General features: G+C 63.3%; 20 protein-coding genes. 17 read left to right on the forward strand and 3 right to left on the reverse strand.

The genetic code is table 11. From position 1 onward, the window contains the following. Positions 1-123 precede the first annotated feature (123 nt). The 6 genes from NKI58_RS18205 to NKI58_RS18230 all read left to right on the forward strand — a co-directional run bounded on the left by NKI58_RS18205 (position 124) and on the right by NKI58_RS18230 (position 5,965). Complete coding sequence (locus tag NKI58_RS18205; protein ID WP_352592460.1) at positions 124-1,008, forward strand: dihydrodipicolinate synthase family protein; 885 nt, start codon at positions 124-126, stop codon at positions 1,006-1,008. A gap of 39 nt (positions 1,009-1,047) precedes the next feature. Beyond that, on the forward strand, positions 1,048-1,707 hold the full coding sequence (locus NKI58_RS18210) for a GntR family transcriptional regulator (protein ID WP_023674176.1): 660 nt from the start codon (positions 1,048-1,050) through the stop codon (positions 1,705-1,707). Between the two features lie 61 nt (positions 1,708-1,768). Further along, positions 1,769-3,106: an extracellular solute-binding protein gene (locus NKI58_RS18215; protein ID WP_023674177.1), complete on the forward strand. Its 1,338-nt coding sequence runs from the start codon at positions 1,769-1,771 to the stop codon at positions 3,104-3,106. 35 nt (positions 3,107-3,141) lie between these two features. Beyond that, positions 3,142-4,044, forward strand: a complete 903-nt coding sequence (locus NKI58_RS18220; RefSeq protein ID WP_352592669.1) for a carbohydrate ABC transporter permease — start codon at positions 3,142-3,144, stop codon at positions 4,042-4,044. Continuing rightward, on the forward strand, positions 4,045-4,866 hold the full coding sequence (locus NKI58_RS18225; protein ID WP_023674179.1) for a carbohydrate ABC transporter permease: 822 nt from the start codon (positions 4,045-4,047) through the stop codon (positions 4,864-4,866). A gap of 40 nt (positions 4,867-4,906) precedes the next feature. Further along, positions 4,907-5,965, forward strand: coding sequence for an ABC transporter ATP-binding protein (locus NKI58_RS18230; RefSeq protein ID WP_352592463.1), 1,059 nt, complete (start codon positions 4,907-4,909; stop codon positions 5,963-5,965). Between the two features lie 28 nt (positions 5,966-5,993). Here the strand turns inward: NKI58_RS18230 and NKI58_RS18235 are convergent, their stop codons facing one another. Beyond that, a complete protein-coding gene (locus tag NKI58_RS18235) occupies positions 5,994-7,067 on the reverse strand; it encodes a Gfo/Idh/MocA family protein (RefSeq protein WP_502896945.1) in 1,074 nt (357 codons plus the stop codon). 60 nt (positions 7,068-7,127) lie between these two features. Further along, a complete protein-coding gene (locus NKI58_RS18240) occupies positions 7,128-7,784 on the reverse strand; it encodes a GntR family transcriptional regulator (RefSeq protein WP_352592469.1) in 657 nt (218 codons plus the stop codon). A gap of 225 nt (positions 7,785-8,009) precedes the next feature. On the opposite strand from NKI58_RS18240, the gene NKI58_RS18245 reads away from it, so the two are divergent. Together NKI58_RS18245 and NKI58_RS18250 are read left to right on the forward strand one after the other, a co-directional pair. Then, a complete protein-coding gene (locus tag NKI58_RS18245) occupies positions 8,010-9,167 on the forward strand; it encodes an LLM class flavin-dependent oxidoreductase (protein WP_352592472.1) in 1,158 nt (385 codons plus the stop codon). After that, positions 9,167-9,649: a flavin reductase family protein gene (locus NKI58_RS18250; RefSeq protein WP_023674185.1), complete on the forward strand. Its 483-nt coding sequence runs from the start codon at positions 9,167-9,169 to the stop codon at positions 9,647-9,649. The genes NKI58_RS18245 and NKI58_RS18250 overlap by 1 nt, the downstream gene beginning before the upstream one ends. Here the strand turns inward: NKI58_RS18250 and NKI58_RS18255 are convergent. Beyond that, the gene (locus NKI58_RS18255; RefSeq protein ID WP_352455781.1) at positions 9,634-10,701 is read right to left on the reverse strand and encodes a LacI family DNA-binding transcriptional regulator; all 1,068 of its coding nucleotides are present in this window, start codon (positions 10,699-10,701) and stop codon (positions 9,634-9,636) included. The two genes, NKI58_RS18250 and NKI58_RS18255, sit on opposite strands and share 16 nt — an antisense overlap. 111 nt (positions 10,702-10,812) lie before the next feature. Here NKI58_RS18255 and bglB point away from each other — a divergent pair, with 111 nt between their 5' ends. The 9 genes from bglB to NKI58_RS18300 all read left to right on the forward strand — a co-directional run bounded on the left by bglB (position 10,813) and on the right by NKI58_RS18300 (position 24,164). Then, the gene (gene bglB / locus NKI58_RS18260) at positions 10,813-11,913 is read left to right on the forward strand and encodes a beta-galactosidase BglB (protein WP_352592475.1); all 1,101 of its coding nucleotides are present in this window, start codon (positions 10,813-10,815) and stop codon (positions 11,911-11,913) included. Continuing rightward, positions 11,910-12,743, forward strand: coding sequence for a 5-dehydro-4-deoxy-D-glucuronate isomerase (kduI, locus tag NKI58_RS18265; protein ID WP_051406061.1), 834 nt, complete (start codon positions 11,910-11,912; stop codon positions 12,741-12,743). Before bglB ends, kduI begins: the two co-directional genes overlap by 4 nt. Then, on the forward strand, positions 12,740-15,259 hold the full coding sequence (locus tag NKI58_RS18270) for a hypothetical protein (RefSeq protein WP_502898829.1): 2,520 nt from the start codon (positions 12,740-12,742) through the stop codon (positions 15,257-15,259). Before kduI ends, NKI58_RS18270 begins: the two co-directional genes overlap by 4 nt. 89 nt (positions 15,260-15,348) lie before the next feature. Next, positions 15,349-16,617, forward strand: coding sequence for an ABC transporter substrate-binding protein (locus tag NKI58_RS18275; protein ID WP_352786834.1), 1,269 nt, complete (start codon positions 15,349-15,351; stop codon positions 16,615-16,617). Further along, the gene (locus NKI58_RS18280) at positions 16,614-17,636 is read left to right on the forward strand and encodes a carbohydrate ABC transporter permease (protein WP_502896943.1); all 1,023 of its coding nucleotides are present in this window, start codon (positions 16,614-16,616) and stop codon (positions 17,634-17,636) included. The genes NKI58_RS18275 and NKI58_RS18280 overlap by 4 nt, the downstream gene beginning before the upstream one ends. Next, on the forward strand, positions 17,633-18,685 hold the full coding sequence (locus tag NKI58_RS18285; RefSeq protein ID WP_023674192.1) for a carbohydrate ABC transporter permease: 1,053 nt from the start codon (positions 17,633-17,635) through the stop codon (positions 18,683-18,685). The genes NKI58_RS18280 and NKI58_RS18285 overlap by 4 nt, the downstream gene beginning before the upstream one ends. A 7-nt stretch (positions 18,686-18,692) precedes the next feature. Continuing rightward, positions 18,693-19,781 carry an ABC transporter ATP-binding protein gene (locus NKI58_RS18290; RefSeq protein ID WP_352592481.1) on the forward strand — a complete coding sequence of 363 codons (1,089 nt, stop codon included), beginning with the start codon at positions 18,693-18,695 and terminating at the stop codon, positions 19,779-19,781. Positions 19,782-20,029: 248 nt separating this feature from the next. Beyond that, positions 20,030-20,728: an MFS transporter gene (locus NKI58_RS18295; protein WP_352592484.1), complete on the forward strand. Its 699-nt coding sequence runs from the start codon at positions 20,030-20,032 to the stop codon at positions 20,726-20,728. A gap of 307 nt (positions 20,729-21,035) precedes the next feature. Continuing rightward, on the forward strand, positions 21,036-24,164 hold the full coding sequence (locus NKI58_RS18300; RefSeq protein ID WP_352592487.1) for a PAS domain-containing protein: 3,129 nt from the start codon (positions 21,036-21,038) through the stop codon (positions 24,162-24,164). Positions 24,165-24,433 lie beyond the last annotated feature (269 nt).

The raw sequence follows: 24,433 nt of genomic DNA on the forward strand, positions 1-24,433 counted from the left end.
GATCGGCGATGGCGCTGCCGCGGCAGCGCCGTTCGGCGATGCCGAGTTGGCAAGATCACCCGTTTACATCTGACATGTTAGCGTGCTAACGCTACGTCCACATGGATTTCAACGGAGATCGCATTGGCTTCCCGCTTTGGTCTTTCGGTTGCCCTGACCACACCCTTCGACCCGTCGGGGCAGATAGCGCTCGCGCCGATGATCGCGCATGCCCGAGCCTGCCTTGGCGCCGGCTGCAGCAGCGCGACGCTGTTCGGCACCACCGGCGAAGGAGCCTCGGTCGGCACCGACGAGCGACGGATCGTCACCGAGGCCATGCTGGCGGCCGGTATTCCGCCACATCAGCTCGTCGCCGGAGTGCTGGTCGATGCAGCCGAAGATGCCGCCGATCAGGCCCGGCACGCTTTGCAGCGCGGCGTTCGCAACATTCTGCTCGCTCCGCCGAGCTACTTCAAGAATGTCGGCGAGGACGGGCTGTTCGGATGGTTTTCCGCCGTCTTCACCGCACTCGGTCCGCTGGCGCGCGACGTGCTGCTCTATAACATCCCCTCAGTCACCATGGTGCCGCTCCCGCTTGGGCTGATCGGCCGGCTGCGCGCCGCTTTTCCCGCTGTGGTGGCCGGGGTGAAGGATTCCGGCGGGGACTGGAGCTACAGTGAGGCGCTGCTTGAGGCGCACGGCGATCTGGTGATCCTCATCGGCGACGAACGGCATCTGGCGAGAAGCGTGCGCCGTGGCGGACAGGGCGCGATTTCCGGCATGGCTAATTTTGTTACCGGCGAAATCCGGGCAATGGTCGAAAACGGGGGCGACGACCCACGCGTCGAAGACTTCGTGCTCGAATTGCTCAAATACCCGGTCACGCCGGCGGTGAAGGTCATGGTCGCGCGCAAGACCGGCGACGAGCGCTGGCTGGCGGTCCGCCCGCCCCTAGAGGCGATCGATCCGCAGGGACAGCGGCAGCTTGCCGCTGCCTACGACAGGCTGTTTGCGACAGAGGCGGCCTGACCGACAAGGCCGGGCTGACCGACAAGGAAGCGAGCTGAAGTGGAAGACGGCAGCGAACCGATCACTCTCCGGGAGAAGGCCTATGCCAGCTTCACGCGGCATTTGCTGGCCCGCGATCTGCGGCCGGGGCAGTTCGTGTCACAGCGCGAACTGGTCGCTTTCACCGGGCTGCCGCTGGGTGCCATTCGTGAGATCGTCCCGCGCCTCGAGGCCGAGGGATTGCTGACCACCATCCCGCAGCGCGGCATGCAGATCGCGCATATCGATATCAATCTGATCCGCGAGGCGTTTCAGTTTCGGTTGTTCATGGAACGCGAGGCAGTGGCGCTATTCACGACCAGCGCTTCTGATGCCGAACTTGCCCGCATGCGGCGCGAACATGAAGAGATGCTGGCTCAAGCTCTCGGGCAGGCGCCGACGCCGGAAATGGAAGCCAAGGCCCAGAACATCGACTGGGCGATGCACGACACCTTCATCAATGCGCTCGGCAACGAGATTATCGCCAAGGCCTATCTGGTCAACTCGGTGAAAATCCGGCTGATCCACCAGGAGCGTTTCCGCATCGACGGTCGTGTGGTGCCGGTGATGCGCGAACATTTGGCGGTCATCGAAGCCATGGAGAGCCGCAATCCGCAAAAAGCGGTTGAAGCGATCAGTCTGCATATCGACAATGCGCGCCGGCTGGCGCTCCAGATCTGAGGAAATATAGCCGCGCCGCGGTTCGCGGCGCATCCACAACGACAGCAACCGGGAGGAAGAAATGTCGTCCAATCTGTTCAACCCAACCAGGAGGCAACTCCTTGCCGGAACCGCGGCGCTAACCGCTGCCGGCCTTGTGGGGCTTCGCCCCGGCTTTGCCGCAGGCGTTGACTGGAAACGCTTTGCCGGGACGACGCTTGACGTCAATCTGGTGAAAAGCCCGCGCAGCGACACCATCCTGAAATATCTCGCCGAGTTCGAGGAACTGACCGGCATCAAGGTCAATGCCGAGGCAACGCCCGAGCAGCAGCAGCGCCAGAAGACGGTGATCGAGTTGAGCTCGGGCAAGCCGAGCTTCGACGTCGTGCATCTGAGCTACCACGTGCAGAAGCGCCAGTTCGAGAAGGGTGGCTGGCTGGCCGACATCGCCGGCTATCTCGCCGATCCGTCGCTCACCGACCCGGCGCTGGTCGAAAGCGACTTCGCCGAAGCCGGCATGCTGTTTGCCAAGGACGGCCAGGGCGTGCTGCGCTCGCTACCGTTCTCGGTGGACTACTGGATCCTGTATTGGAACAAGGAGCTGTTCGAGGCCAAGGGCCTCAAATACCCAGAGACCTTCGAGCAACTGGTGGCAGCCGCCGAAGCGCTGACCGACCCCTCGACCAATACATACGGCTTCGTCGCCCGCGGGCTCAAGAACGCAAACACGCCGGTGTGGACGTCGCTGATGCTCGGCTACGACATGACGCCGCTAGATGACAAGGGCAAGCTGCGCACCGAGGCTCCCGAGGCGATCGAGGCGGCCGCGCTCTATCAAAGATTGATGACCAAGTCCGCCCCTCCGGGCGTTACCGGGTTCAACTGGGCCGAAGCACAGTCGGCCTTCCTGCAGGGCAAGATCGGCATGTGGCTCGACGGCGTGGGCTTTGCCCCGCCGATGGAAAATCCGGAAAAATCGAGGGTGGTCGGCAAGGTCGGTTACGGCGTGATGCCCAAGGGTCCCAAGGCGCATGCCTCGGGCACCTTCGGCGACGGGATTGGCGTTACCGCCGCCAGCGAGAAGAAGGAGGCTGCCTATCTGTTCTGCCAGTGGGCGGTATCGCCAACCATGGGTGCACGGCTGTTGCAGGCCGGGGCCGGCGTTCCGTTCCGCAAATCCGTGCTGGAGGATCCCAAGGTGCGTGAAGGCGTCACCATGCCGGCAAGCTGGCTTGATGCCGTGGTCGGCTCGGGCAATATCAGTCGGCTGGCACTGCCGGTCATCATCCCCGTCACGGAATTCCGCGACATTTATGGCGTGGCGTTGACCAACATGATTGCCGGCGCCGATCCAGCCGCGGAGCTGAAGAAGGCCACCGAACAGTTCCAGCCGGTTCTCGACAGGAGCGAGCAGGGCTGATGTCGGCCACCACCCCAGAACAGACCGGGGTGACGATGCCGGTTATCGACGGGAGCCAGACGATCCGGCTGGCTCCCAACTACTGGCCTTTCGTTGTCCCCGCACTCGTCGTCGTCGGCGCCGTCATCGTTTTCCCCTGGGCTTTCACCCTGTGGATGAGCGTCAATCGCTGGACGCTCGGCCAGTCGCGGAGCTTTGCCGGGATGGAAAACTATCTCCGCCTGGCCAGCGACCCACGTTTCTGGGAATCCCTTGTTCATACGTTGACCTACACTTTCCTCTCGGTTGCAGCGCCGATGCTGCTGGGCACTCTGGCCGCCCTGATCTTCGATGCCAGGTTTCCGCTGCGCGGCTTGCTACGCGGCGTCTTCGTCATGCCGATGATGGCGACACCCGTTGCCGTCGCACTGGTTTGGACAATGATGTTCCATCCTCAGCTTGGCGTGCTCAACTACCTGCTGTCGCTGGTCGGCATCCCGGCTCAGGAATGGATATTCAACGCCAACACGGTCATCCCGTCGCTGGTTGGGGTCGAGACCTGGCAGTGGACGCCGCTGGTCATGCTGATCGTGCTTGGCGGGCTGGCCTCGGTGCCGCGCGAGCCCTTCGAAAGCGCCGAGATCGACGGCGCCAATGCCTGGCAGCAATTCCGCTATCTCACTCTGCCGATGATCGCGCCGTTCCTGATGATCGCGGTCATCATCCGCACCATCGATGCGCTGAAGAGCTTCGACATCATCTACGCGATGACCCAGGGCGGGCCGGGAACGGCGTCGGAGACCATCAACATCTATCTCTACAACACCGCCTTCTCCTACTACGATATCGGCTACGGCTCGGCCATGGCCGTGGTGTTCTTCATTGTCATCGTGGCCCTGTCGTTTGTCCTGCTGATGCTGCGCCAACGCTCGCAGTGGATCGATACGGAGGGCAAATAGATGAGTTCACGGCTGCTCAACCAGATCGGTCTGTTTTTCGCTGCCCTGGTTTTCGTTTCGCCGGCGATCCTGTTCTTCCTCTGGATGATCTCGCTGTCGCTGAAATTCGAGATCGACAACGGTGCCTATCCGCCGATCCTGATCCCCGAACGCTTCGCCTGGTCGAACTATGTAAAGGTGTTCGAGGAGAACAATTTCCTGCTCTATCTCTGGAATTCGGTTCTGGTGACCGGCACGGCGACCTTGCTGGCGCTGCTGATCGGCGTACCGGCCGGCTATGGCATCGCACGGCTCAAGGCTGAACGATCGGCGGTCGTCATCATGATCGCCCGCATGACGCCTGGGCTATCCTATCTCATCCCGCTGTTTCTGCTGTTCCAATGGATCGGGATACTCGGCACGCTGTGGCCGCAGATCATCATCCATCTGGTGGTGACGGTGCCGATCGTGGTGTGGGTGATGATCGGCTATTTCGAGACCACGCCGATGGAACTGGAAGAGGCGGCCAACATCGACGGCGCCAGCTCCTGGCAGGTTTTCCGGCTGGTTGCCCTGCCCATCGCCAAGCCGGGCATCGTCGTCGCCTTCATCCTGTCCGTGATCTTCTCGTGGAACAATTTCGTCTTCGGCGTGGTGCTCGCCAGCCGTGAGACGCGCACACTCCCGGTCGCCGTCTACAACATGCTGTCCTACGAGCAGGTCAGCTGGGGGCCGCTCGCCGCGGCGGCGCTGGTGGTGACGTTGCCGGTGCTGATCCTGACCATGTTCGCGCAAAGGCAGATCGTCGCGGGGCTGACCGCCGGCGCCGTCAAGGGCGGCTGAGGGCGCGTCCTGACATCACTCTTTTTCCAGGAAAGATCCAATGGCATCGGTAACAATCAACAACGTGCAGAAGGCCTTCGGGGCCACCAAGATCATTCACGACGTCAGCGTCGACATCGCCGACGGCGAATTCGTCATCCTGGTCGGCCCGTCGGGATGCGGAAAATCGACGCTGCTGCGCATGATCGCAGGCCTTGAGACGATCTCCGGCGGGAAGATCGCCATCGGCGAGCGTATGGTCAACAATCTGCGGGCACGGGACAGGAACATCGCCATGGTGTTCCAGAATTATGCGCTCTATCCGCATATGACTGTGGCCGACAATATGGGCTTTGCCCTCAAGATCAAGAGAGCCGATCCGGCCGACACCGTTGGCCGGGTCCGGAAGGCAGCCGGCATCCTCGGCCTGGAAAAGCTGCTTGACCGCTATCCGCGCCAGCTTTCGGGCGGCCAGCGCCAGCGCGTCGCCATGGGCCGCGCGATCGTACGCGACCCACAGGTCTTCCTGTTCGACGAGCCGCTCTCCAACCTCGATGCCAAATTGCGCGTCCAGATGCGCGGCGAGATCAAGGCCCTGCACCAGCGGCTGGGTACCACGACGATCTATGTCACGCACGACCAGATCGAGGCCATGACGATGGCCGACAAGATCGTCGTGCTGCATGACGGCCTGGTCGAGCAGATCGGCGCGCCGCTGGACCTCTACGACCATCCGGCCAACCTCTTCGTTGCCGGTTTCATCGGCTCGCCCGCCATGAACTTCATCGCCGGCCGCATCGAGGAGGGCGTGTTCCGCAGCGCCGGCGGGTTGGTCCTGCCGTTGCCGGAAGGCGCCCAGCCGGCGGATACCGCAGGACGCGAACTCGTCTACGGCATTCGCCCGGAACATATCCGGGCAACCGGGCAGGGCGTGCCGGGCACGATCACGCTTCTCGAGGCGACAGGCTCGGAAATCTTCGCCAGCGTCGACTGCTCCGGTGAAGAAATCTCCTGCCTCTTCCGAGAAAGGCTTGCGCTCAAGCAAGGCGAAGGGGTGCGGATCGAGATCGACCGCGCATGTGCGCATCTGTTCGACGCAGCAACCGGTCGGCGCATCTGACTCGGTGGTCCGGTAATGCGTCGTCGGCCTAGGTCGGCAACGCGAATTCACCGGCGAGTTCGATGGCGCGGCCTTCGCGGGCCGATCTCTGGGCGGCAACACCCATGACGACGGCCCACCAGCCGTCTTGCAAGGTCACTTCCACCTTGCCTTGTCCGCGCACCGCAGCGGTGAAGCGGGCGTGCTCGAAATAGGTCGAACCGTTATGGTCGCCTGCCTCGAGCAGCCGGGGGTCGACGGGAATCTCCAGCAGTCGTGGTCCAGGCGGATTGCGCGGACTAACGATCAACTGGGGCACTGGCGCAGGGCCAAGGTGGGTCGGCCAGAAACGGCCTGGTCCGGGCACCAGACATTCGATCTTTCCGTCGCCGCCGACAGCGCAGAGTTCCTCCTGGTAGCGGCTGCCCTCGGCAAACATGCACAGTTCCAGCATGGCGCGCGCGCCGCTCGCGAAATCAACCAGCACATAGCCATGGTCAAGGATATCCGGCCTCTCACCGCCATAGCGTTCGTCGAGATGGTTTACGGCCTGTCCAGCGCTCGCCATCACGCGGACGGGGTCCGATCCGAGGATCAGCCGCATCAGGTCGAAGAAGTGGCAGCACTTCTCGACGAACGTGCCGCCGGTGTTGCGGTTGAAGCGGTTCCAGTCGCCGACCTTGGCCAGAAACGGGAAGCGGTGCTCGCGGATCGTCAGCATGCGGATGCCGCCGGTGGCGTGGCGCGCCTGCTCGACGAATAGGGCGACGGGGGGCATATAGCGATATTCCATAGCCACCCAGACGAGCGGAAGCCGAGCTTTCAACGCCGCGATCAGCCCCTCGTCGGCGCCCTCGGTGAAGAGCGGCTTTTCCACCAGTACCGGCAGTGGTCGAAGCGCGGCGATCTGCTCCATCTGACCGAGGTGCTGGTGGTTGGGGCTGGCGATCAAGACGCAGTCCACCTCATCCATGGCCAGCAGTTCGGCGATCGATGCCGCCGATCGCGCGCCCGACGCCGTCGCCAGCGACGCCGCCAACATGCCGGGGTCCGGCTCGACGATCGCGGCCACATGCGCGTCGGGCAACAGAGCGATATTGCGGATATGCTCGCGGCCCATCATGCCGCAGCCGATGATGCCGTAGCCGATCGATGATCTGGTCACGCTGCGTCTTCCTCCGGCCTATCTGAAACGCGTGACGTACCGCGCCGCGCCCGGATCGAACCAGCTGCGGGAATATTCCGCGCTGGCGCCGTCGCCAGCCCAGGCGATACGTTCTATGAACCCCACGACCGTCCCCGGCGGTGGCCTGAATTCGAGCGGGGCCCAGTCCGGCGCGGGTGCGACGGCAACATGGTCTTCGGCGCGAACGATCGAAAAGCCGAGCGCGAGCCGGTAGTGGAGATAGAGGGATTCCGACAAATCCTCGCGCTTGAGCCGCTCGGCGCGGCTGACGTCCAGCCAGATCTCCTCGACCGCGGCCGGCTCGCCGTCGAGCCGCCGCAGCCGGCGTATACGGTGGGCTTCGCCGGCGCTGCCGAATTGCGGCATGTCGGCGGGCTTGCGCAGTCGCTCGACGGACAGCACGTCGGCGCTCGGCAGGCCGCCGCCGCCGATACGCTCCAGGCGAAAGAAAGCATAGACCCCGAGCAGGTCGCCGCGCGCCCGCACATAGTTACCCGAGCCCTGGATGCGGTCGAGAAGGCCCTTTTCGGTCAAATCTGCCAGCGCCCGCCTGAGCGTGCCGACGGCAATCCCGAGGCTCGCGGCCATCTCGCGCTCGGGCGGCAGCCGCGCCCCGTCGGCCAGCCGTCCGGCCGCGATTTCGCGGATCAGCATTTCGCTGGTCTGCAAGTGCACAGGCAAGGGCCCGCGCATCTGGCTGGATCGGTGGCCGGGGTCCGCCCTTGTCAAATGCATCCGGTGTCCAATCGCATCCCGGTTTCGGGTTTGGCTCAAATTGATCCAGTATTGATCTACACCAAAACGAATGCTAAGCAAGCCCTATTCGCAGCTCCGGACCTCTTTGAAGAATGGCCCGGGCTTCTTTTTTGAAGAGTGGCAATGAGCATCGTCCCAATCACCTCGCCGGATCTCGATGCAGCCGAAGTCTCGTGGTTCGCCGCACTCTGCTCGGACGACTATCGCTATCTCGGTGTGCCGCACGGCGCGTTGCGCTCGAGCTGGGCGCATTGCTCCGAGATCGTGAAGACGTCCGAGGAACTAGGTTTCCGCAACATCTTGTGTCCGTCGTCCTATCAGGTCGGCCAAGACACGCTGAGCTTCGTAGCCGGCTGCGCGCCGATCACCTCGAAGATCAATCTGCTCGCCGCTGTGCGCTGCGGCGAGATGCAGCCGATCATGCTGGCGCGCACGATTGCGACGCTGGATCACATGCTGGAAGGCCGGCTGACGGTGAACATCATTTCGTCTGACTTTCCGGGCGAGACGGCCGACAGCGCCTACCGTTATCAGCGTTCGCGCGAGGTTGTGCAGATCCTGCGCCAGGCCTGGACCAGGGACAGCATCGATTTCGAGGGCGAGGTCTATCGCTACAAAGGACTCTCGACGGCGCCAGCGAAGCCCTATCAGCAAAATGGCGGCCCGCTGCTCTATTTCGGCGGTTATTCGCCCGACGCGCTCGAGCTTTGCGCCGAACAGTGCGATGTCTACCTGATGTGGCCGGAAACCAGGGAGGAACTTGCCGGCCGCATGAAGGCCGTCCACGAACGCGCCGAGCGCCATGGGCGGACGCTCGACTACGGCCTGCGCGTCCACATGATCGTGCGCGATACCGAGGCCGAGGCAAAGGAATATGCCCGGGAGCTGGTTTCGAAGCTGGACGACGAGCAGGGCAGGGCGATCCGCGAGCGCGCGCTCGACGCCCGATCGCTCGGCGTATCGCACCAAGCCAGGAACCGCCAGATCGCCGATGCCGAAGGCTATGTCGAGCCGCATCTGTGGACGGGCGTCGGGCGGGCGCGCTCTGGTTGCGGCGCGGCGCTCGTGGGCTCGGCCGATCAGGTTCTGTCGGAAATCGAGACGTATATGAAGATGGGGATCCGCGCCTTCATCTTTTCCGGCTACCCGCATCTCCACGAGGCGCGTCATTTCGGCACCAAGGTGCTGCCCCAGCTCAAGACATGCTCGCTCCCGCACGCCTATGGCCGTGTGCCGGAACGGACCCCGGCGACACCATTGGGAACGGGGGAGCGTCGCTGATGGAGCATGTCGTGTGCGATCCACGCCTTTTGCGCAATGCCTTCGGGCGCTTCGCCACCGGCGTCACGGTCGTCACCACCGGCACGGCCGACGGCCCGGTCGCAATCACTGCCAACAGCTTCTCATCCGTGTCGCTCGATCCGCCGCTGGTGCTCTGGTCTATCGGCCGCCACTCGCGCCGGTTCGAAGCCTTCGCCAATTCCGCGCACTACGCCATTCACGTGCTGGCGGAAGATCAAATCGATCTGTGCTGGCGTTTTTCGAAGTCGGGGACGGACTTTGCCGATCTTGACCTGTCGTGGAGCGAGCACGGCGTGCCATTGCTGCCGCGCGCACTGGCGCGGTTCGAATGCAGCGTCGCCGACCGCTTCCCGGCTGGCGACCATATGATCCTGCTTGGACGTGTCCTTGAACTGCAGACGCAAGAGGGTTTGCCGCTGCTCTTTGCTGGCGGCAAGTCGCGCGCTCAAGAGGCCAGTTGATGACCGCCGGCGCCGCTTCGGGCTGGTGCCGTCGACTGGCGCACCACGAGATTGCAGGCAAGTTCGACGCGACGCGGCGGCGACCCCGAATGGGCCATATCGTCGAGCAGCAGGCTAAGCGCCGCCGATCCGATCTCGCGCATGGGAATGTGCATCGCCGTCAGCGGCGGGTTGCAGAAGGCAGCGAGCGGCAAGTCGTCCATACCGACCACGGACACATCGCCAGGCACCGAATATCCGGCCTCCTGGACGCCGGCGATGGCACCAAACGCCAAGCTGTCGCCGGCCGTCAGCACGGCGGTGAAATCGAGGCCACGGGCCGCGATGCGCTCGGTCACGGCCCTGCTCGCAAGTTCCGGCAGCCAGTCCTGCACCTCAACCACGAAGTCGTCGAAGCCGGCAATTCCGGCTGTGATCAGCGCGTCGCGCCAACCTTCGTAGCGCCGCTCGATCGTGCGCCGGCCACGCCGCATCAGGAACAGGATGCGGCGGTGGCCGAGGCCGATCAGATGCTGCGCCGCAAGCATGGCGGCAGAGCGATTGCAGGGCGTCACGCTCGAATGGCGCATCGAGGGATCGTCGCCGTTGACGAGCACGATCGGCTTGGCGAATCCGGCTGTCAGCGTCAGCACATCGTCATCGTCCAGCGTCAGAAACAGGCAGCCGGCGACGCTGTCGTCGCGCTCGGATTCACGCAGCAGCGCGATTTCGTCCTCGGGCGCCGAAACCGGCCGGGTCACGAGTTCGACGCCCAGCAACCGGGCGCGCTCGTTGAGTCCATCAAGGACATGGTAGGTGAACTGATTGCGGGCACTGTCCACCATTGCCACGCTGCTTGCGGCCAGGATGACCTTGCGGCCGGCAACCGAGGCGGGAATGGCATAGTTCATCGACTTCGCCGTTTCGATGATCCTGGTGCGAAGCTCGTCCCTCACGCCGCCGACGCCGCTCAGCGCACGGGAGGCGGTGCTGACCGACACGCCGCAACGCGCCGCTATCTCTTCAAGTCGAATGCGGCGGCTGGGGCGGCCGCGCTTGCCCTGGATATTCATCCGCTCCGTCACCTCCGGCAAAGTCATCCGATTAATGCAAAAAATTTTCAGATTGCGCAAGAAAAATGGCTGTGAAACAGTTCCGATGAAGCGGGAGAAACGGGAGGAGTGATGCCGCTATCGGCCGAACGCCTGAATTCCGTGCTTGCCAGCCTTGTGGCCGGCATGACCGGCTTGCGTCATGACGGGCGGTTCCATGAGCCGAATCTCGACGGCACGCCGGGCGACTATGTCAGCTTCGACAGCTGGGAATGGCCGCAAGGCGTCGGGCTCTACGGGCTGATTCGGCTGTGGGCGCAGACCGGCGACGATCGGCTGCTGCAGACGATCGAGGCCTGGTACGACCGACGCATCGCTGCCGGTCTCCCTGCGATGAACGTCAACACCACCGCGCCCCTTTTGGCGCTAAGCGAATTGTGGCGGCGCCGGCGCCAGCCGCGCTTCGAGCCGGTGCTGCGCGAATGGGCCGAGCGGGTGGCCACCGCCTTGCCACGGACGCCCGAAGGCGGTTTCCAGCATGATGTTTCGGACCGGGTCAACGACGACGAATTGTGGGACGACACGCTGTTCATGGTGGCGCTGTTCCTCGCATCCTACGGCCAGGCTGCCGGCCAGCGTCGCTTCGTCGAGGAAGCAGAAAGGCAATTCCTGGTCCACGCCCGTTATCTCGCTGACCCGGCATCAGGGCTGTGGTTTCACGGCTGGACGTTCGCGGGACGGCACAATTTCGCCCGCGCGCGTTGGGCGAGAGGCAATGCCTGGATTACCGTCGGCATCCTGGAACTGGTGGAGTTCGCCGAAATTGCACCTTCGGTCCGGGCCTATCTGCTCGGCGTGCTGGACACGCAGATCAACGCCCTGCTCGAGGTGCAGGCAGGTTCGGGCGCATGGCACACTCTGCTCGACGACCCGACATCTTACGAGGAGATTTCCGCCACGGCCGGCTTCGGCTACGGGTTGATGAAGGCCGCGCGGCTCGGAATCGGCTCGACAGAGTGCCGTGCCGCCGGCCTCCGCGCCTTGGAAGCCGTGGTAGCCAACATCGATGACAAAGGTGTGGTGGCGAACGTGTCCTATGGCACACGCATGGGCGCCGACCTGCAGTTCTATCGCGATATACCCATCCATCCGACGGGCTACGGGCAGGCGCTGGCCATTCTGTGCCTGACCGAAGGGGCGCGTCATCTGCAGTCGAAGGTGGAGGCGGCATGATGCGGACGCTCTATGGCGCGTCGCCGGGCGATATTGCCGGCATGGACACGGACCGGCTGAGGGCCGAGTTCCTCGTCGACGGCTTGTTCCGGCCTGGCGCGATCGAATTCGTCTACACCCATGTCGACCGCATGATCGTCGGTGGCGCGGTGCCGCTGGCCAACCCGCTGGCATTCGGCGACGGGGCCGAAGTCGGCACCCCGCTCTTCTTTGACGCGCGCGAGATGGGCATCGCCAATCTCGGCGGCAATGGCACGGTCGCGGTGGACGGCCGGCGCTTTCACGTGGCTAACCGCGACATCGTCTATGTCGGACGCGGAGCGCGTGAGGTGACGCTGGAGAGCGACGATCCGGAGAGGCCGGCACGCTTCTACATGAACTCGGTGCCGGCTGGCGCCGATATTGCGCACCGTCTCATCGTCAGCAGCGAAGCCAGGCCGCTTGTGCTCGGCGAGGAGGCCCGTGCGAACAGGCGCACGCTGCGTATGTACATCCATCCCGAAGTGGCCCCGTCCTGCCTCTTGCTGATGGGGATCACCGACCTCGCGCCGGGCAGTGTGTGGAACACCATGCCGCCGCATCTGCATGAGCGGCGCATGGAAGCTTATTGCTATTTCGACCTCGCCGAGGCCGACCGTGTAATCCATCTGATGGGCCGGCCAGACAAGACGCGCCACCTGATGGTCGCTGACGGCGACGTCGTCCTGTCGCCTGCCTGGTCTATCCATATGGGTGCCGGCACCGGCCCTTATGCCTTCGTCTGGGGCATGACCGGCGAGAACCAGGCCTACACCGATGTCGATCCAGTTGCCGTGAAGGATTTGCGATGAGCGAGGCCGCGCAAAGCGTTCGGACGGATTTTACGCTGCGCCGGCCGCTCATGGCGGGGCAGCCAATCGTCTATTGGCGGCTCGGGTCTATCGCCGAGCAACGCTACGACGTGGCCGACCAGCCCATGCAAGGCGAGATGGATCCCTTCTTCTTCCTGACCAAGCACAAGAATTTCATTCCCCACGAATATCCGTGCCGCACGCAGTTCGCAGCGGAACGACGCGGCAAGCGACCACAGGTCAGCGCCGAATTCGGCGCCGAGCGCATCTGGCTGCCCTTCGCCTCGCCGCGCATCGACCTATCGGGCTTCTGGTTCCGGCCGACGGTGCTTGGAACCTGGGCCGAGACCACCATCGAGGCTGCCTCGACTGGCGAGGCGCTGGTGCGGCTGCGCACATGCGGCGGCGCCACACTCTTTGCCAATGGCGAGGAAGCCGGCTGGATGGCGCCCTACGGCCGCAATCTGGAAAGTGCCGAGCACTTCAAGATCGCGCTGCGGGCCGGCCGTAACGACATTCGCGTGTGGTTCGACGATCTCGCCGAGCGCGACGCCCGCTACTATTTCCAGCTCGATTATCTATCCGGTCCGGCTGCTTCGGTGGCACTGCGGATCGAAGTCGAGAGCGGCGTTGCCGATGCGATAGAAGCAGCCCTTGACGACATGCATTTCGACCGTCCCGCCTATGACGGCGGCGAGGTGGCGCTCGTCACCGGGGTGGCCCTGCCGCGCGACGCGCAAGTCGAGATCGAGATCGAAGGCGATTTCATGTCGATCGAGACGCCGGTGCGCTTCGCCTTCGATCTGCCGGCGGGCCAGACGCGGCTGCCGATCGCCGATACCGAGCAGCTGCCGGCCGACTTTCGCCATTTCAAGGTGGCGCTGACGGTCGCAGACCATGCCGTATCGCGTGTCTTCGGCGTCGAGATATGCCACACGCGCCGTCAGGGCGATGCGCCGGAAACGCTTACCGCGCGTATAGATGAAGCCCTGCGCGAGGTCGCCGGTCACGCCGAGGCCGATACGGTGCGCGCGCTGGCGCGCCTGGCGATCGGACAGCAGGGCGCCGAGACCGACGCCATGATCTCCGGCACGCTGCCGGCGATCGAGGATTGTCACGATTGCGCCGACTTCATCCTGGTGCCGCTGCTGTGGTGCCGCAAGGCCTATGGCGATCGGCTGGAAGCGAGCCTGCGCGCGCGCGTCGACAACGCCATCCTCGGCTATCGCTACTGGATGGACGAGCCCGGCAATGATGTGCAGTGGTACTTCTCCGAGAACCACGCGCTGCTCTTCCACACCGCCGCCTATATTGCCGGGGGCCTGTTGCCTGATGTGCGGTTCGTGCGGTCGGGCCGCCTTGGCCGCGAACAGTCCGCGGTTGGAGCAGCGCGTGTACGCGCCTGGCTCGACCATTTCGAGGCATGGGAGATGGCCGAGTTCAACTCGGCGCCTTATTTCCCGATCGACCTCAAGGGCCTGTGCGCGCTCTACGCGCTGGCCCCGGACAAGGACATCGCCGAACGTGCCGGCAAGGCAATCATACGCCTGCTTGAACTCGTCGCCCGCTCGGCGCATCGCGGCATCCTCACCGGGGCGCAGGGCCGCTCCTATGAGCACACGCTGCGCGCCGCGTGTTCCCTGGAATTATCCGGCATCTGCCGCATGCTTTGGGGCAAGGGCAGCTACGGCATGCGCTTTCACGCGCTGCCGCAGCTGGCACTCTGCCTGCGGGATCACGATTTGAGCGTTCCGGACGGGTTGGCAGCCATTGCTTCCCTCACCGACGATACGGCGTGGGAATGGACTTTTGCGCAGGGACAAAATCGCTTCGCGCGGCTCTACCACTACAAGACGCGCGACCATGCGATGGGCAGCGCCGCTGGCTACCGCTGGAACCAATGGGGTTATCAGGAGACCGTCATTCACGCCCGGCTGGGCAAGAATCCGGATGCGCAGATCTGGATCAACCACCCCGGCGAAGTGCTGCAGTCGGGATATGGCAGACCATCATATTGGGGTGGCTCAGGCACGTTGCCCCGCCTTCACCAATACCGCGACCTCGCCGTCGTCAGCTTCTCCTGCTCGGATGAACAGCCCGACTTCACGCACGCCTGGTTTCCCGTACGTGCCTTCGATGCCGTGCAAGTGGGTGGCGATCGGGCGTTCGCGCAATCGGGCGACGCCTTCGTCATGCTGAAGACGGATGTTCCGCTCACGCAGGTAGTGGCCGGCCCGACGGCCGGCAACGAGTTGCGGGCGGCGGGACGCAGGACGACATGGATCATTCGCCTCGGTGACCGGAATGCCAATCGGCCGGCCCTCGACGCCTGGACTGCCGTTTTTGGGGACCTGTCGGTGCGGTCGGGTCCCGACGGCGAGTTGATCGTCGAGGATCCGGAATACGGCACGGTGCATTTCCTCGCCGACGCAAGGATCGTGGCTGAGGGACGTACACTCGATCCGGCCAACTGGACCGTGCGCGGTGAGGCGATGCGCATGAAGCACAGAGAGTAGGGAGGAGATCGGCTGCGACGCTCAAGAGGAGGAGGGCGTAGCAGGCTTGAACCATCGGGGCGCCGCCCCGCTAAAGGAGGAGACGAAGCATGAATAAGACCCGCACTTTGCTGGCCGCGCTATCGGTCAGCCTGCTCGCATCGACCAGCGCGTTTGCCGGCGACGTGCGCATCATGTGGTATTCGGACGGTGTCGAGGGCGATGTCATCCAGGACATTCTGAACCGCTTCATGAAGGACAATCCCGACATCCACGTCACGCTCGACAACGTCGCCTACAAGGTGATCCAGGAGCAGTTGCCCATCCAGCTCGAAGCCGGCCAGGGTCCGGACATCGCCCGCGTCACAAACATCAAGGAGCTTGCCCAGCACTGGCTCGATCTCAGGCCACTGGTGGCCGATCCGAAATATTGGGAGGACAATTTCGCTGACACGCTGGACTGGATGCGCCCCGACGGCTCCAACGCCATCCCGGGTTTCATGACCCAGCTCACGCTCACCGGCGGCTTCGCCAACAAGACGCTGTTCGAACAGGCCGGCGTGCCGCTGCCCGGTGACAAGGCGACCTGGGACGACTGGATCAACGCCGCCGCCGAGGTGGCGAAGAGCCAGCAGCTTCCGGCTGCCTTCGCCATCGACCGTTCCGGTCACCGCATTTCGGGCCCGAATGTCTCCTTCGGAGCGAACTATATCGGCCCCGATGGCATGCCGGCGAAAGTGGACGACGGCACCAAGGCTTTCGTCGGCGGGCTCGTCGACTGGACCGCCAAGGGCCTGATGCTGAAGGATACCTGGGTTTCGGCGGCAGGCTCGACCTATCGCGCGGCCGCCGACGACTTCATCAACGCCCAGATCCCGTTTTATTATTCGGGCAGCTGGCAGGTCGCCAATCTATCGACCAAGATCGGCGATAGTTTCGACTGGGTGGCGACCGGCTCGCCTTGCGGTACCGCAGGCTGTTCGGGCGTGAAGGGCGGCGCGGCGCTGGTCGCCATCAAATACACGAAGAATCCCAAGGACGTCGCCAAGGTCATGGATTATCTAGCCCGTGAAGACGTGGTAAAAGAGTTCAGCGAGCGCACACTGTTTCTGCCCGCGCACAAGGGCGTCGTAGACAAGGGCGGGCTGAAATGGGTCTCGGCCGACAAGAACGTCGGTCCGGCGCTCGACAAGTTCGTCAAGGCGGCGGGTGAAACCCTGCCGGCGGCCGATGCGCTGCCGCCGTGGAAGTGGGCCAACGCTTACTTCGCCGCGCTGGTGACGCGCGTCAGCCAGGTGATGGCCGGCGAGCTCAGCCTCGACGATGCCTGGGGCAGGATCGACCAGGATATCGCCGACAAGGTTGCCGAGGCGAAGTGACCGCCGCCGCGACACTGAAGGCATGGATTGGCGCCGCCCTCGCGGCGCCGGTCGTGTGGCTGGCGTCGATCGTCAACGTGCCGCTGAAGTTCTGGCAGCGAGCGACGGGCACCGGCGGCATGGCCGCGTTCTTCCTCGCCCCAAACATGGCGATCTTCGGCATTTTCGTCCTGGTGCCGATGATCATCAACTTTTTCTATTCGGCCACGTCGGGAACGGCCTACTTCCTGCAGGACCGAACCTATGTTGGGCTCGAGCAATATCAGCGCCTGCTCGATTGCGGCAACTACCTGGACACTGCCACTTGCCACGAGGATCTCTTCTGGAAGGCCGTGCACAATACCGGCCTGTTCGTCGTCGTGCAGGTGGCGCTGATGACGGTCGTGTCGATGGCGACAGCGTTGATCCTCAACCGCGAGATCGTCGGGCGCAGCTTCTGGCGCGCGGTGTTCTTCTTTCCGGTGCTGCTGTCGCCCGTCGTCACCGGCCTGATCTGGCGTTGGATCCTGCAGCGCCAGGGCCTGCTCAACCTGATCGTCCATGATCTGGGCGGCGAGCCGCACAATTGGCTGACAGACCGTTTCTGGGCTTTCACCGCCGCGGTCAGCGTTTCGGTTTGGGCACATATGGGCTTCTATACGCTGATCTTGCTTGCCGGATTGCAGGCGATCCCGCGCGACCTTTACGAAGCGGCCGAGATGGACGGCACGAAGCCGGCGCGGGTGTTCTGGCGCATCACGCTGCCGCTGCTGATGCCGAATCTGCTTGTCGTCATCGTACTGGCGCTGATCCGCGCTGTGCAGATCTTCGACGAAGTCTATGTGCTGACGGGTGGAGGGCCGGGAACCTCGACCCTCTATATCACGCAGTACATCTATGAGATCGGCTTCGCCTCCCTGCTGCGCAACCCGGGGCTGGCTTCGGCGGCTTCGATCCTGATGGGGTTGGTGCTGGTCGTGCTCACCTTGGTTCAGCTGCAGGTTGGACGCCGGGGTGAGCGGAAAGGAGCCCGCGAATGAGCGGCGTGATGACATTCCTGACCCGCCGGCGCGGCGGTCGCGGCTGGCACTGGACGGATATCGTGAGCTGGCTGTGGCTGCTCGGCGGCGTTGTCATCATGTTCGGCCCGGCCGTCTGGCTGGTGGGTTCGTCATTCAAGACGCCGGCACAGCTCGCCGAGTTCCCGCCGACCATAATGCCTTATGTCAGCCAACACGCGAGGGTCGAAGGCTACGACAAGCCGCTGACCCTCTACAGGGTGAAGTTGCCGGATGGTTCGACCAAGGTGCTGGCCGAGGTGCGGCGCATCGGCATCGTGGCGCAAATGGTGGATCCGCAGGCGCCGAACGATATCGTGAAGGTCAACATCGCCGACCGGCAGCCGGTGCGCGAAATCGGCTTCGCGACGGAGAATTACACCGAGCCCTTCGTCCATTTCGACTTCCTGCGCTATCTGCGCAATTCGGTTTTTGTGACGGCAATGGCAACGCTGATCACGCTGCTCACCAATTCGATGGCCGCCTTCGCCTTGTCGAAATACAAGTTCCGCGGTCGCGATCTGACGATGCTTGTGATCGTCGGTACGCTGATGGTGCCGCTGTCGGTCATCCTGGTGCCGCTCTATTCGGTTGTGGGCGCCGTCGGACTGCTCGATTCGCTGTGGGGCGTGATCTTGCCGACCGTGGCGACGCCAACCGGCGTCTTCCTGCTGCGCCAATATATGCTGACTATCCCCGACGAGCTGCTCGATGCGGCGCGCATGGACAACGCTTCCGAATGGCAGATCTACTGGCGCATCGTATTGCCGCTTGCAGCACCGGCGCTCGCCGTGCTGGCGATCTTCTCGGTCGTCTGGCGCTGGAACGACTTTCTGTGGCCGCTGGTGGTGCTGTCGCGCAAGGAACTCTACACACTCCAGGTCGGCCTCAACACCTATGCCGGCCAGCTAAACGTGCAGTGGCACTACATCCTGGCGATGACCGTGGTGACGATGATCCCCGTCGTCCTCGTCTTCGTCTTCCTGCAGCGTTACATCACTTCCGGCATTGCCGGCACCGGGCTGAAGTGAGGATGTCATGGGACGGATAACGCTGACCAACATTGATCGCGCTTACGGCAAGATGAAGATCTTGCACGGTATCAACCTCGACGTCGGTGACGGCGAGATGCTGGTCCTCGTCGGCCCGTCGGGTTGCGGCAAGTCCACGCTGCTGCGGTTGATTGCCGGGCTCGATCGGCCGACCGACGGCAAGGTCGAGATCGACGGGGTCGACGTCACCAACGTTTCGGCCGCGCAACGCGGTCTGGCGATGGTGTTCCAGTCTTACGCGCTCTACCCGCACATGAGCGTGCGCCAGAACCTCGCCTTCGGGCTTGAAAACATTCGTATGCCGAAGGCCGAGATCGACGCGCGGATCACGGAAGCGACGCGCATGCTGGAAATTGCTCCCTATCTAGACCGCCGGCCCGGTCAATTGTCGGGCGGCCAGAAGCAGCGCGTGGCGATCGGCCGTGCGGTGGTGCGCAATCCGACCGCCTTTCTGCTCGATGAACCGCTGTCCAACCTCGATGCCGAACTGCGCATCACCATGCGCGCTGAACTGGCGGGCCTGCACCGGCGGCTGGCAACCACGATGGTCTACGTCACCCATGACCAGATCGAGGCGATGACGCTGGCGGACCGCATCGTGGTCATGCGCTCGGGGCGGATCGAACAGGTCGGCCGGCCGCTCGATCTCTACAACGCGCCGGCCAACCTGTTCGTCGCCGGCTTCATCGGCGCGCCGCGGATGAACCTGCTGCCGGTGAAGGTGCGTTCGGCAAGCGGCGCCGAGGTGCGTGTCGAAGGTCCAGGCGGGCTGTCGGCCTCGATCGCCGCCGACGGGGTCGCGCTGAAACCGGGAGACGACGCGACGCTTGGCATCCGGCCACACGACATCCAACTTTCGAATGGCAGCAAGGGATCGGTGGAAGCGCGGGTAACGCTGGCCGAGGCGTTGGGACCGGAAACCGTTGTCCACGCCACCATTGCCGGCGACGGCAAACTTATCGCCGTTCTCAAGCAGCAGGGCGTTGAAACGCAAGGGCCGCCGATCAACCTCGCTCTGCCGCCGGAGCGCATGCATCTCTTCGATGCCGCCGGGCTGCGTGTCGCACCGCGTTAGCCGGCGGCAAGATAGCGGGTTGCTTTTCATGAACCGTCGCAACTGCGCACAGCGAACGCGTTGCGCGCTTGTCAAAATAGGTGAACGTTAAGACAACCGAACGCTTCAAGAGGGCGCCCTCTGCGATCATTGCTGCCAGGGTCTTCGGCAATACGGAGGTTCGCGCCGGCACGTTCGCGCGCCTGAATCCGGCTGACTGATAATACGACCTGTGCTGAGGTTCAGTACGAACTACCGATCAGGTTCTGTTGTCCGGCTTCGTCATCCAAAGGACCGGGATGCGCCCGATCACGCTTGCGCCATTTGGCATTCTGCTCTTCGCAGGCGCGATGTGGCTGCTGTCCGCTTCGACGAGCGGTAGCGGATCACCGGACCTGACCCTTGCTCTGCTGCTGCGAGGATTCGGCCTCGGCCTTCTGTTCGTGGCACTGACGCTGGTTACGCTGCAGGGCCTTGCCGCCAATGCGCTGCCGTTTGGCATCGGGCTATTCAACTTCGGCAAGCAGGTGGGCGGTCTGACCGGCACAGCCCTCTTGCAAACGTATATTGATCACCAGAATGTCCACAACCGGACGATACTGGCGTCCCACCTCGTCAATGGAGATCCAGCCGTAGACCAGCGCTTGAAAGCAACTGCGAACGCTCTGGCGAACAGTGTCGACAGCACTGCGGCGACAAAGGCCGCCCTGCCGCTGCTGCAGCGCGCGCTTGAGAAGCAGGTCGCCACGATCTCGTTCGACGAAGCTTTCTTCGCGCTCGTCCTGCTGTTCGCGGTCGCTGCGCCCTGTCTCATTCTGTCTCATTGTCGCCAAACAATTGCTCGGCCGCCAAGCCGCTCCGCAGAACTAAAACCGCGTCCACGCCCTATACTTTGGAACAGATGTATTGGTCGGGAGAGCCATCCAGATTATCTCATGAGCCGTGTTAACCGGACGAGACAGGGATGACGAATGCAGAGGTTTTTCCGGCTTCACTCTGCAGCCGACGAAGAGGCAGCCGAGCGTCTTACCTGTCCGGCTCGTATTCCCAGTGGTAGGTGTTGATGCATCGATCCGCGTCGCTCCTCGCGCGAGGCCATCGTTAGGGCCCCCCGTAGCGGCGATATCTCCGCGCAATGCATGGATTTCCATGAGATGCAGCCGAGGCATGGCGGAACTAGATTTAGGCGGTGAGTTCGCCTGTCCAGATATTGAAAACAAGTGCTATATCAAGCGCTGACCGTCCCCAGGCTTTTTTGTCCGACAGGAGAAGCCAATGACAGCAGCGTCCAACTCACTTGGCGAAATCGATCCCGAAGCAACGCTTGCGCTGCAAATCATCGAGAGCATGCCCGGCCACGCGTGGGCAGCCGATGCCGCCGGAAGATTCACCTATCTCAGCCCAAACACCCTGGCGTTCCTCGGCAACACGCATGAGGGTCTCAACACTTCCGAAGACGACGATGAGTTCGGCTGGCGTCGAGCCGTCCATCCCGACGATTATGATCCTGTAGCCGCCAGATGGCGGCATTGCCTCGAAACCGGCGATCCCTATGATACCGAGCATCGCCTGCGGCGCGCCGATGGCGTCTATCGCTGGTTTCGAAGCTCAGGACGACCATTTCGCGATAGCCAGGGGCGCATCGTTCAATGGTACGGCACGACAATAGACATTGAGGACCAGAAGCGGGCCGAGTCAGCATTGCGTGACCGGGAGCGGGAACTCTCGCAGCTCGTGGACATGGTCCCGAGTCACATCTGGCGGCTCGATCCCGACGGCGAGCCGATCTTCTTCAATGGGCGCATGGTCGACTTTCTCGGCCTCGATGTAGCGGATCTGGACCGACCGGGCATGAGCCGGCTGGCGGTGATGATACAGGCCGCCGTTCATCCGGACGACGCGGCAGCATTCGGCGATGCACTCCGTGGTTGCTTCGCTACCGGTGCGAGCTTCGCGATGCGCTATCGCCTGCGCCGTGCCGATGGCGTCTATCGCTGGATGTCGAGCCGGGCGGAGCCGATGCGCGATGACGCTGGCCGCATCGTCCAGTGGTACGGCCTCTGTCACGACATAGACGATCAGATGCACACCGAAGCGGCGTTGCGGCAGAGCGAGCAGCAACTTCAGCACATGATCGACGCGGTGCCGGTCCGCATCTGGAGTGTGATGCCGACCGGCGGGCCGGTCTACTTCAACAAGCGATACCAGGACCATTTCCGCTCCGTTATCGCGAACTTTGATGTGCTCGGCGAGCCGGGCATCGAAACGTTGCTGCACGAGGTGATTCATCCCGAAGATGCGCCCGAGGTGCAGCGCACGTTGTTGAGGTGTTTCGAAACTGGCGGCGGCTCCGCGATGCGGTTTCGCTGGCGCGAAAAAGACGGCACCTATCGCTGGGCTGAGTGTAGGGTCGAGCCGCGACGCGATGACGACGGAACGGTAGTGCAGTGGTACGGGGTTTCTCTCGACATCGACGATGAGGTGCGCGCGCAGGCGGCGTTGCGCAAAAGTGAGCGGCGCCTTCAGCAGCTGATCGACACCGTGCCCGCTTTGATCTGGAGTACGACACGGGAAGGGACGCCTTCCTACGTCAACAAACGGTTCACCGATGTAACCGGGGCCACGCTCCACGACATCACCGCCCCGGACGGCTCGCCGTCGCTGAGCGTGATCCATCCAGACGATATCGACACCGCACGGCAGGCGATCCGCCATTCATTCGCAACGGGCGTGCCTTACGTTCAGAGATATCGCCAGAGGCGGGCCGACGGCGGCTATCGCTGGACCGAGACTCGCGCCGAGCCGCTGCGCGACGAAGATGGCAGCATTCTCCAATGGTACGGCGTGAGCGTCGACATCCATGACCTGGTGACAACGCAAGCCGCGTTGCACGACCGGGAACGAGAGCTCTCGCAACTCGTCAACATGGTTCCGAGCTACCTCTGGCGGCTGTCTCCCAACGGTGAGCCGACCTTCTTCAACAAGCGCCTGATAGATTTTCTCGGCCTGGACATAGCGGACGCGGAAAAGCCGGACACGAGCCGGCTGGCGGCCTTCATTGCCACCGTCGTCCATCCCGACGATGCAGCCAGCCTGAGGGAAGCACTCGACAGCTGCTTTGCCACCGGCGAGCGATTCTTCATGAAGTATCGCCTGCGCCGTGCCGATGGCGTTTATCGTTGGATGGAGGGCCGTGCGGAGCCACTGCGGGACCAGGGTGGACGCATCGTCCAATGGTACGGCCTTACGCACGACATCGACGATCAGCTGCGCGTCGAAGAGGCGCTGCGCGAGAGAGAACGGGCTCTCTGGCAGCTAGTTGAAACGCTGCCGGCAATGATCGATTGCGCCGCGCCGGATGGCGAACCGATATATCGCAGCCAGCAGCTCCGCGAATTCCTCGGATACAATCTTGAGGAATTGGACGAAGCGGGAAAGTCCCGGCTGGCTGGCACACTCGACGCCGGTGTTCATCCCGACGACCTGACAGGTGTCAAAGAGAGATATGCCGATTGTCTGTCCACAGGCGAGCCGTATGCGCGACGGCACCGTCTGCGGCGCTTCGATGGTGAATATCGCTGGGTCGAGACGCGCGCCGCGCCGATGCGCAACGCTGAAGGCGCCATCGTGCAGTGGAACGTTATCTGCCTCGACATCGAAAATGAGATGCGGACACAAGAGGAGCTTCGGCTGGCACAAGAGAGACTTGCGCGTGCGAGCCAGGCGGCGAGCCTTGCCGAACTCTCCGCATCCATCGCTCATGAGGTGAACCAGCCGCTGGCCGCCATCGTCGCCAACTCCAACGCATGCCACCGTTGGCTGTCCGCCGAGCCCCCGAACGTCGAGCGCGCGAAGATCACGGCCGAGCGTATCATCCGCGATGCCAACTCGGCGGCGGATGTCGTCAGCCGCATCCGTGCCTTGTTCAGACCTTCGCTTGAAATGAGAACCAGCACACCGATCCCCAGCGTCGTTGCCGAAGCACGTGACCTTATGGCCGAGGAAGCCATGCGGCGTCGCGTTCGGATGGACATCGACGTCGAAAGCAACCTTCCGCTGGTTGCGTTCGATCGCGTCCAGATCCAGCAGGTCCTGGTCAATCTCATTCGCAACGGCATGGAGGCGATGGACACCACGGCGGGCGACAAGGTTCTCGGAATGCGCGTGCGCCGGATAGAGGACACGATCCAGACCGAGGTCCGCGACCGAGGCCCGGGTATCGAACGTCCTAACAAGATATTCGAGCCGTTCTTTACAACGAAAGGGAACGGAATGGGCATGGGGCTCGCGATCTCCCGTTCGATCATCGAGTCTCACGGCGGACGCCTTTGGGCGGAGAATAGCGTGCCGCGTGGGGCGACATTCATCTTCACCCTCCCGGTTGAAGCGAAAGCTGCGCAATAACTGGCGGCGCTCAGTAAGCGCTTGGTTTTTTCGGCTCTCGGTGAAGGGGCGCCGCCGCCCCGTGCAATGCATGGATTTCCATGAGGTGCGGTTGGGGCGTGGCGGGATTAGGGTGGCGACGTGAGTCCGTCAGCCCAGTCCAGCTATCAAGAGCAAGTGCCACACGAAGCGCCGACAATCTCCAGAGTTTGTTTGTCCGTCAGGGGCACCCGATGACGACAGCGCCCGACTTACTTGGCGAGACCGATTCCAGCGCAACGCTCGCGTTA

Origin of the sequence: Mesorhizobium sp. M0522 (assembly GCF_040321085.1) — a bacterium.
Classification (GTDB): Bacteria; Pseudomonadota; Alphaproteobacteria; order Rhizobiales; family Rhizobiaceae; genus Mesorhizobium.

Bases quoted from the DNA above. Each gene is read 5' to 3' on its own strand.
- NKI58_RS18215 (WP_023674177.1), top strand. From the start codon at position 1,769: ATGTCGTCCAATCTGTTCAACCCAACCAGGAGGCAACTCCTTGCCGGA.
- NKI58_RS18220 (WP_352592669.1), top strand. From the start codon at position 3,142: ATGCCGGTTATCGACGGGAGCCAGACGATCCGGCTGGCTCCCAACTAC.
- NKI58_RS18225 (WP_023674179.1), top strand. From the start codon at position 4,045: ATGAGTTCACGGCTGCTCAACCAGATCGGTCTGTTTTTCGCTGCCCTG.
- NKI58_RS18230 (WP_352592463.1), top strand. From the start codon at position 4,907: ATGGCATCGGTAACAATCAACAACGTGCAGAAGGCCTTCGGGGCCACC.
- NKI58_RS18235 (WP_502896945.1), bottom strand. From the start codon at position 7,067: ATGATGGGCCGCGAGCATATCCGCAATATCGCTCTGTTGCCCGACGCG.
- NKI58_RS18240 (WP_352592469.1), bottom strand. From the start codon at position 7,784: ATGCTGATCCGCGAAATCGCGGCCGGACGGCTGGCCGACGGGGCGCGG.
- NKI58_RS18245 (WP_352592472.1), top strand. From the start codon at position 8,010: ATGAGCATCGTCCCAATCACCTCGCCGGATCTCGATGCAGCCGAAGTC.
- NKI58_RS18250 (WP_023674185.1), top strand. From the start codon at position 9,167: ATGGAGCATGTCGTGTGCGATCCACGCCTTTTGCGCAATGCCTTCGGG.
- NKI58_RS18255 (WP_352455781.1), bottom strand. From the start codon at position 10,701: ATGAATATCCAGGGCAAGCGCGGCCGCCCCAGCCGCCGCATTCGACTT.
- bglB (WP_352592475.1), top strand. From the start codon at position 10,813: ATGCCGCTATCGGCCGAACGCCTGAATTCCGTGCTTGCCAGCCTTGTG.
- kduI (WP_051406061.1), top strand. From the start codon at position 11,910: ATGATGCGGACGCTCTATGGCGCGTCGCCGGGCGATATTGCCGGCATG.
- NKI58_RS18270 (WP_502898829.1), top strand. From the start codon at position 12,740: ATGAGCGAGGCCGCGCAAAGCGTTCGGACGGATTTTACGCTGCGCCGG.
- NKI58_RS18275 (WP_352786834.1), top strand. From the start codon at position 15,349: ATGAATAAGACCCGCACTTTGCTGGCCGCGCTATCGGTCAGCCTGCTC.
- NKI58_RS18285 (WP_023674192.1), top strand. From the start codon at position 17,633: ATGAGCGGCGTGATGACATTCCTGACCCGCCGGCGCGGCGGTCGCGGC.
- NKI58_RS18290 (WP_352592481.1), top strand. From the start codon at position 18,693: ATGGGACGGATAACGCTGACCAACATTGATCGCGCTTACGGCAAGATG.
- NKI58_RS18300 (WP_352592487.1), top strand. From the start codon at position 21,036: ATGACAGCAGCGTCCAACTCACTTGGCGAAATCGATCCCGAAGCAACG.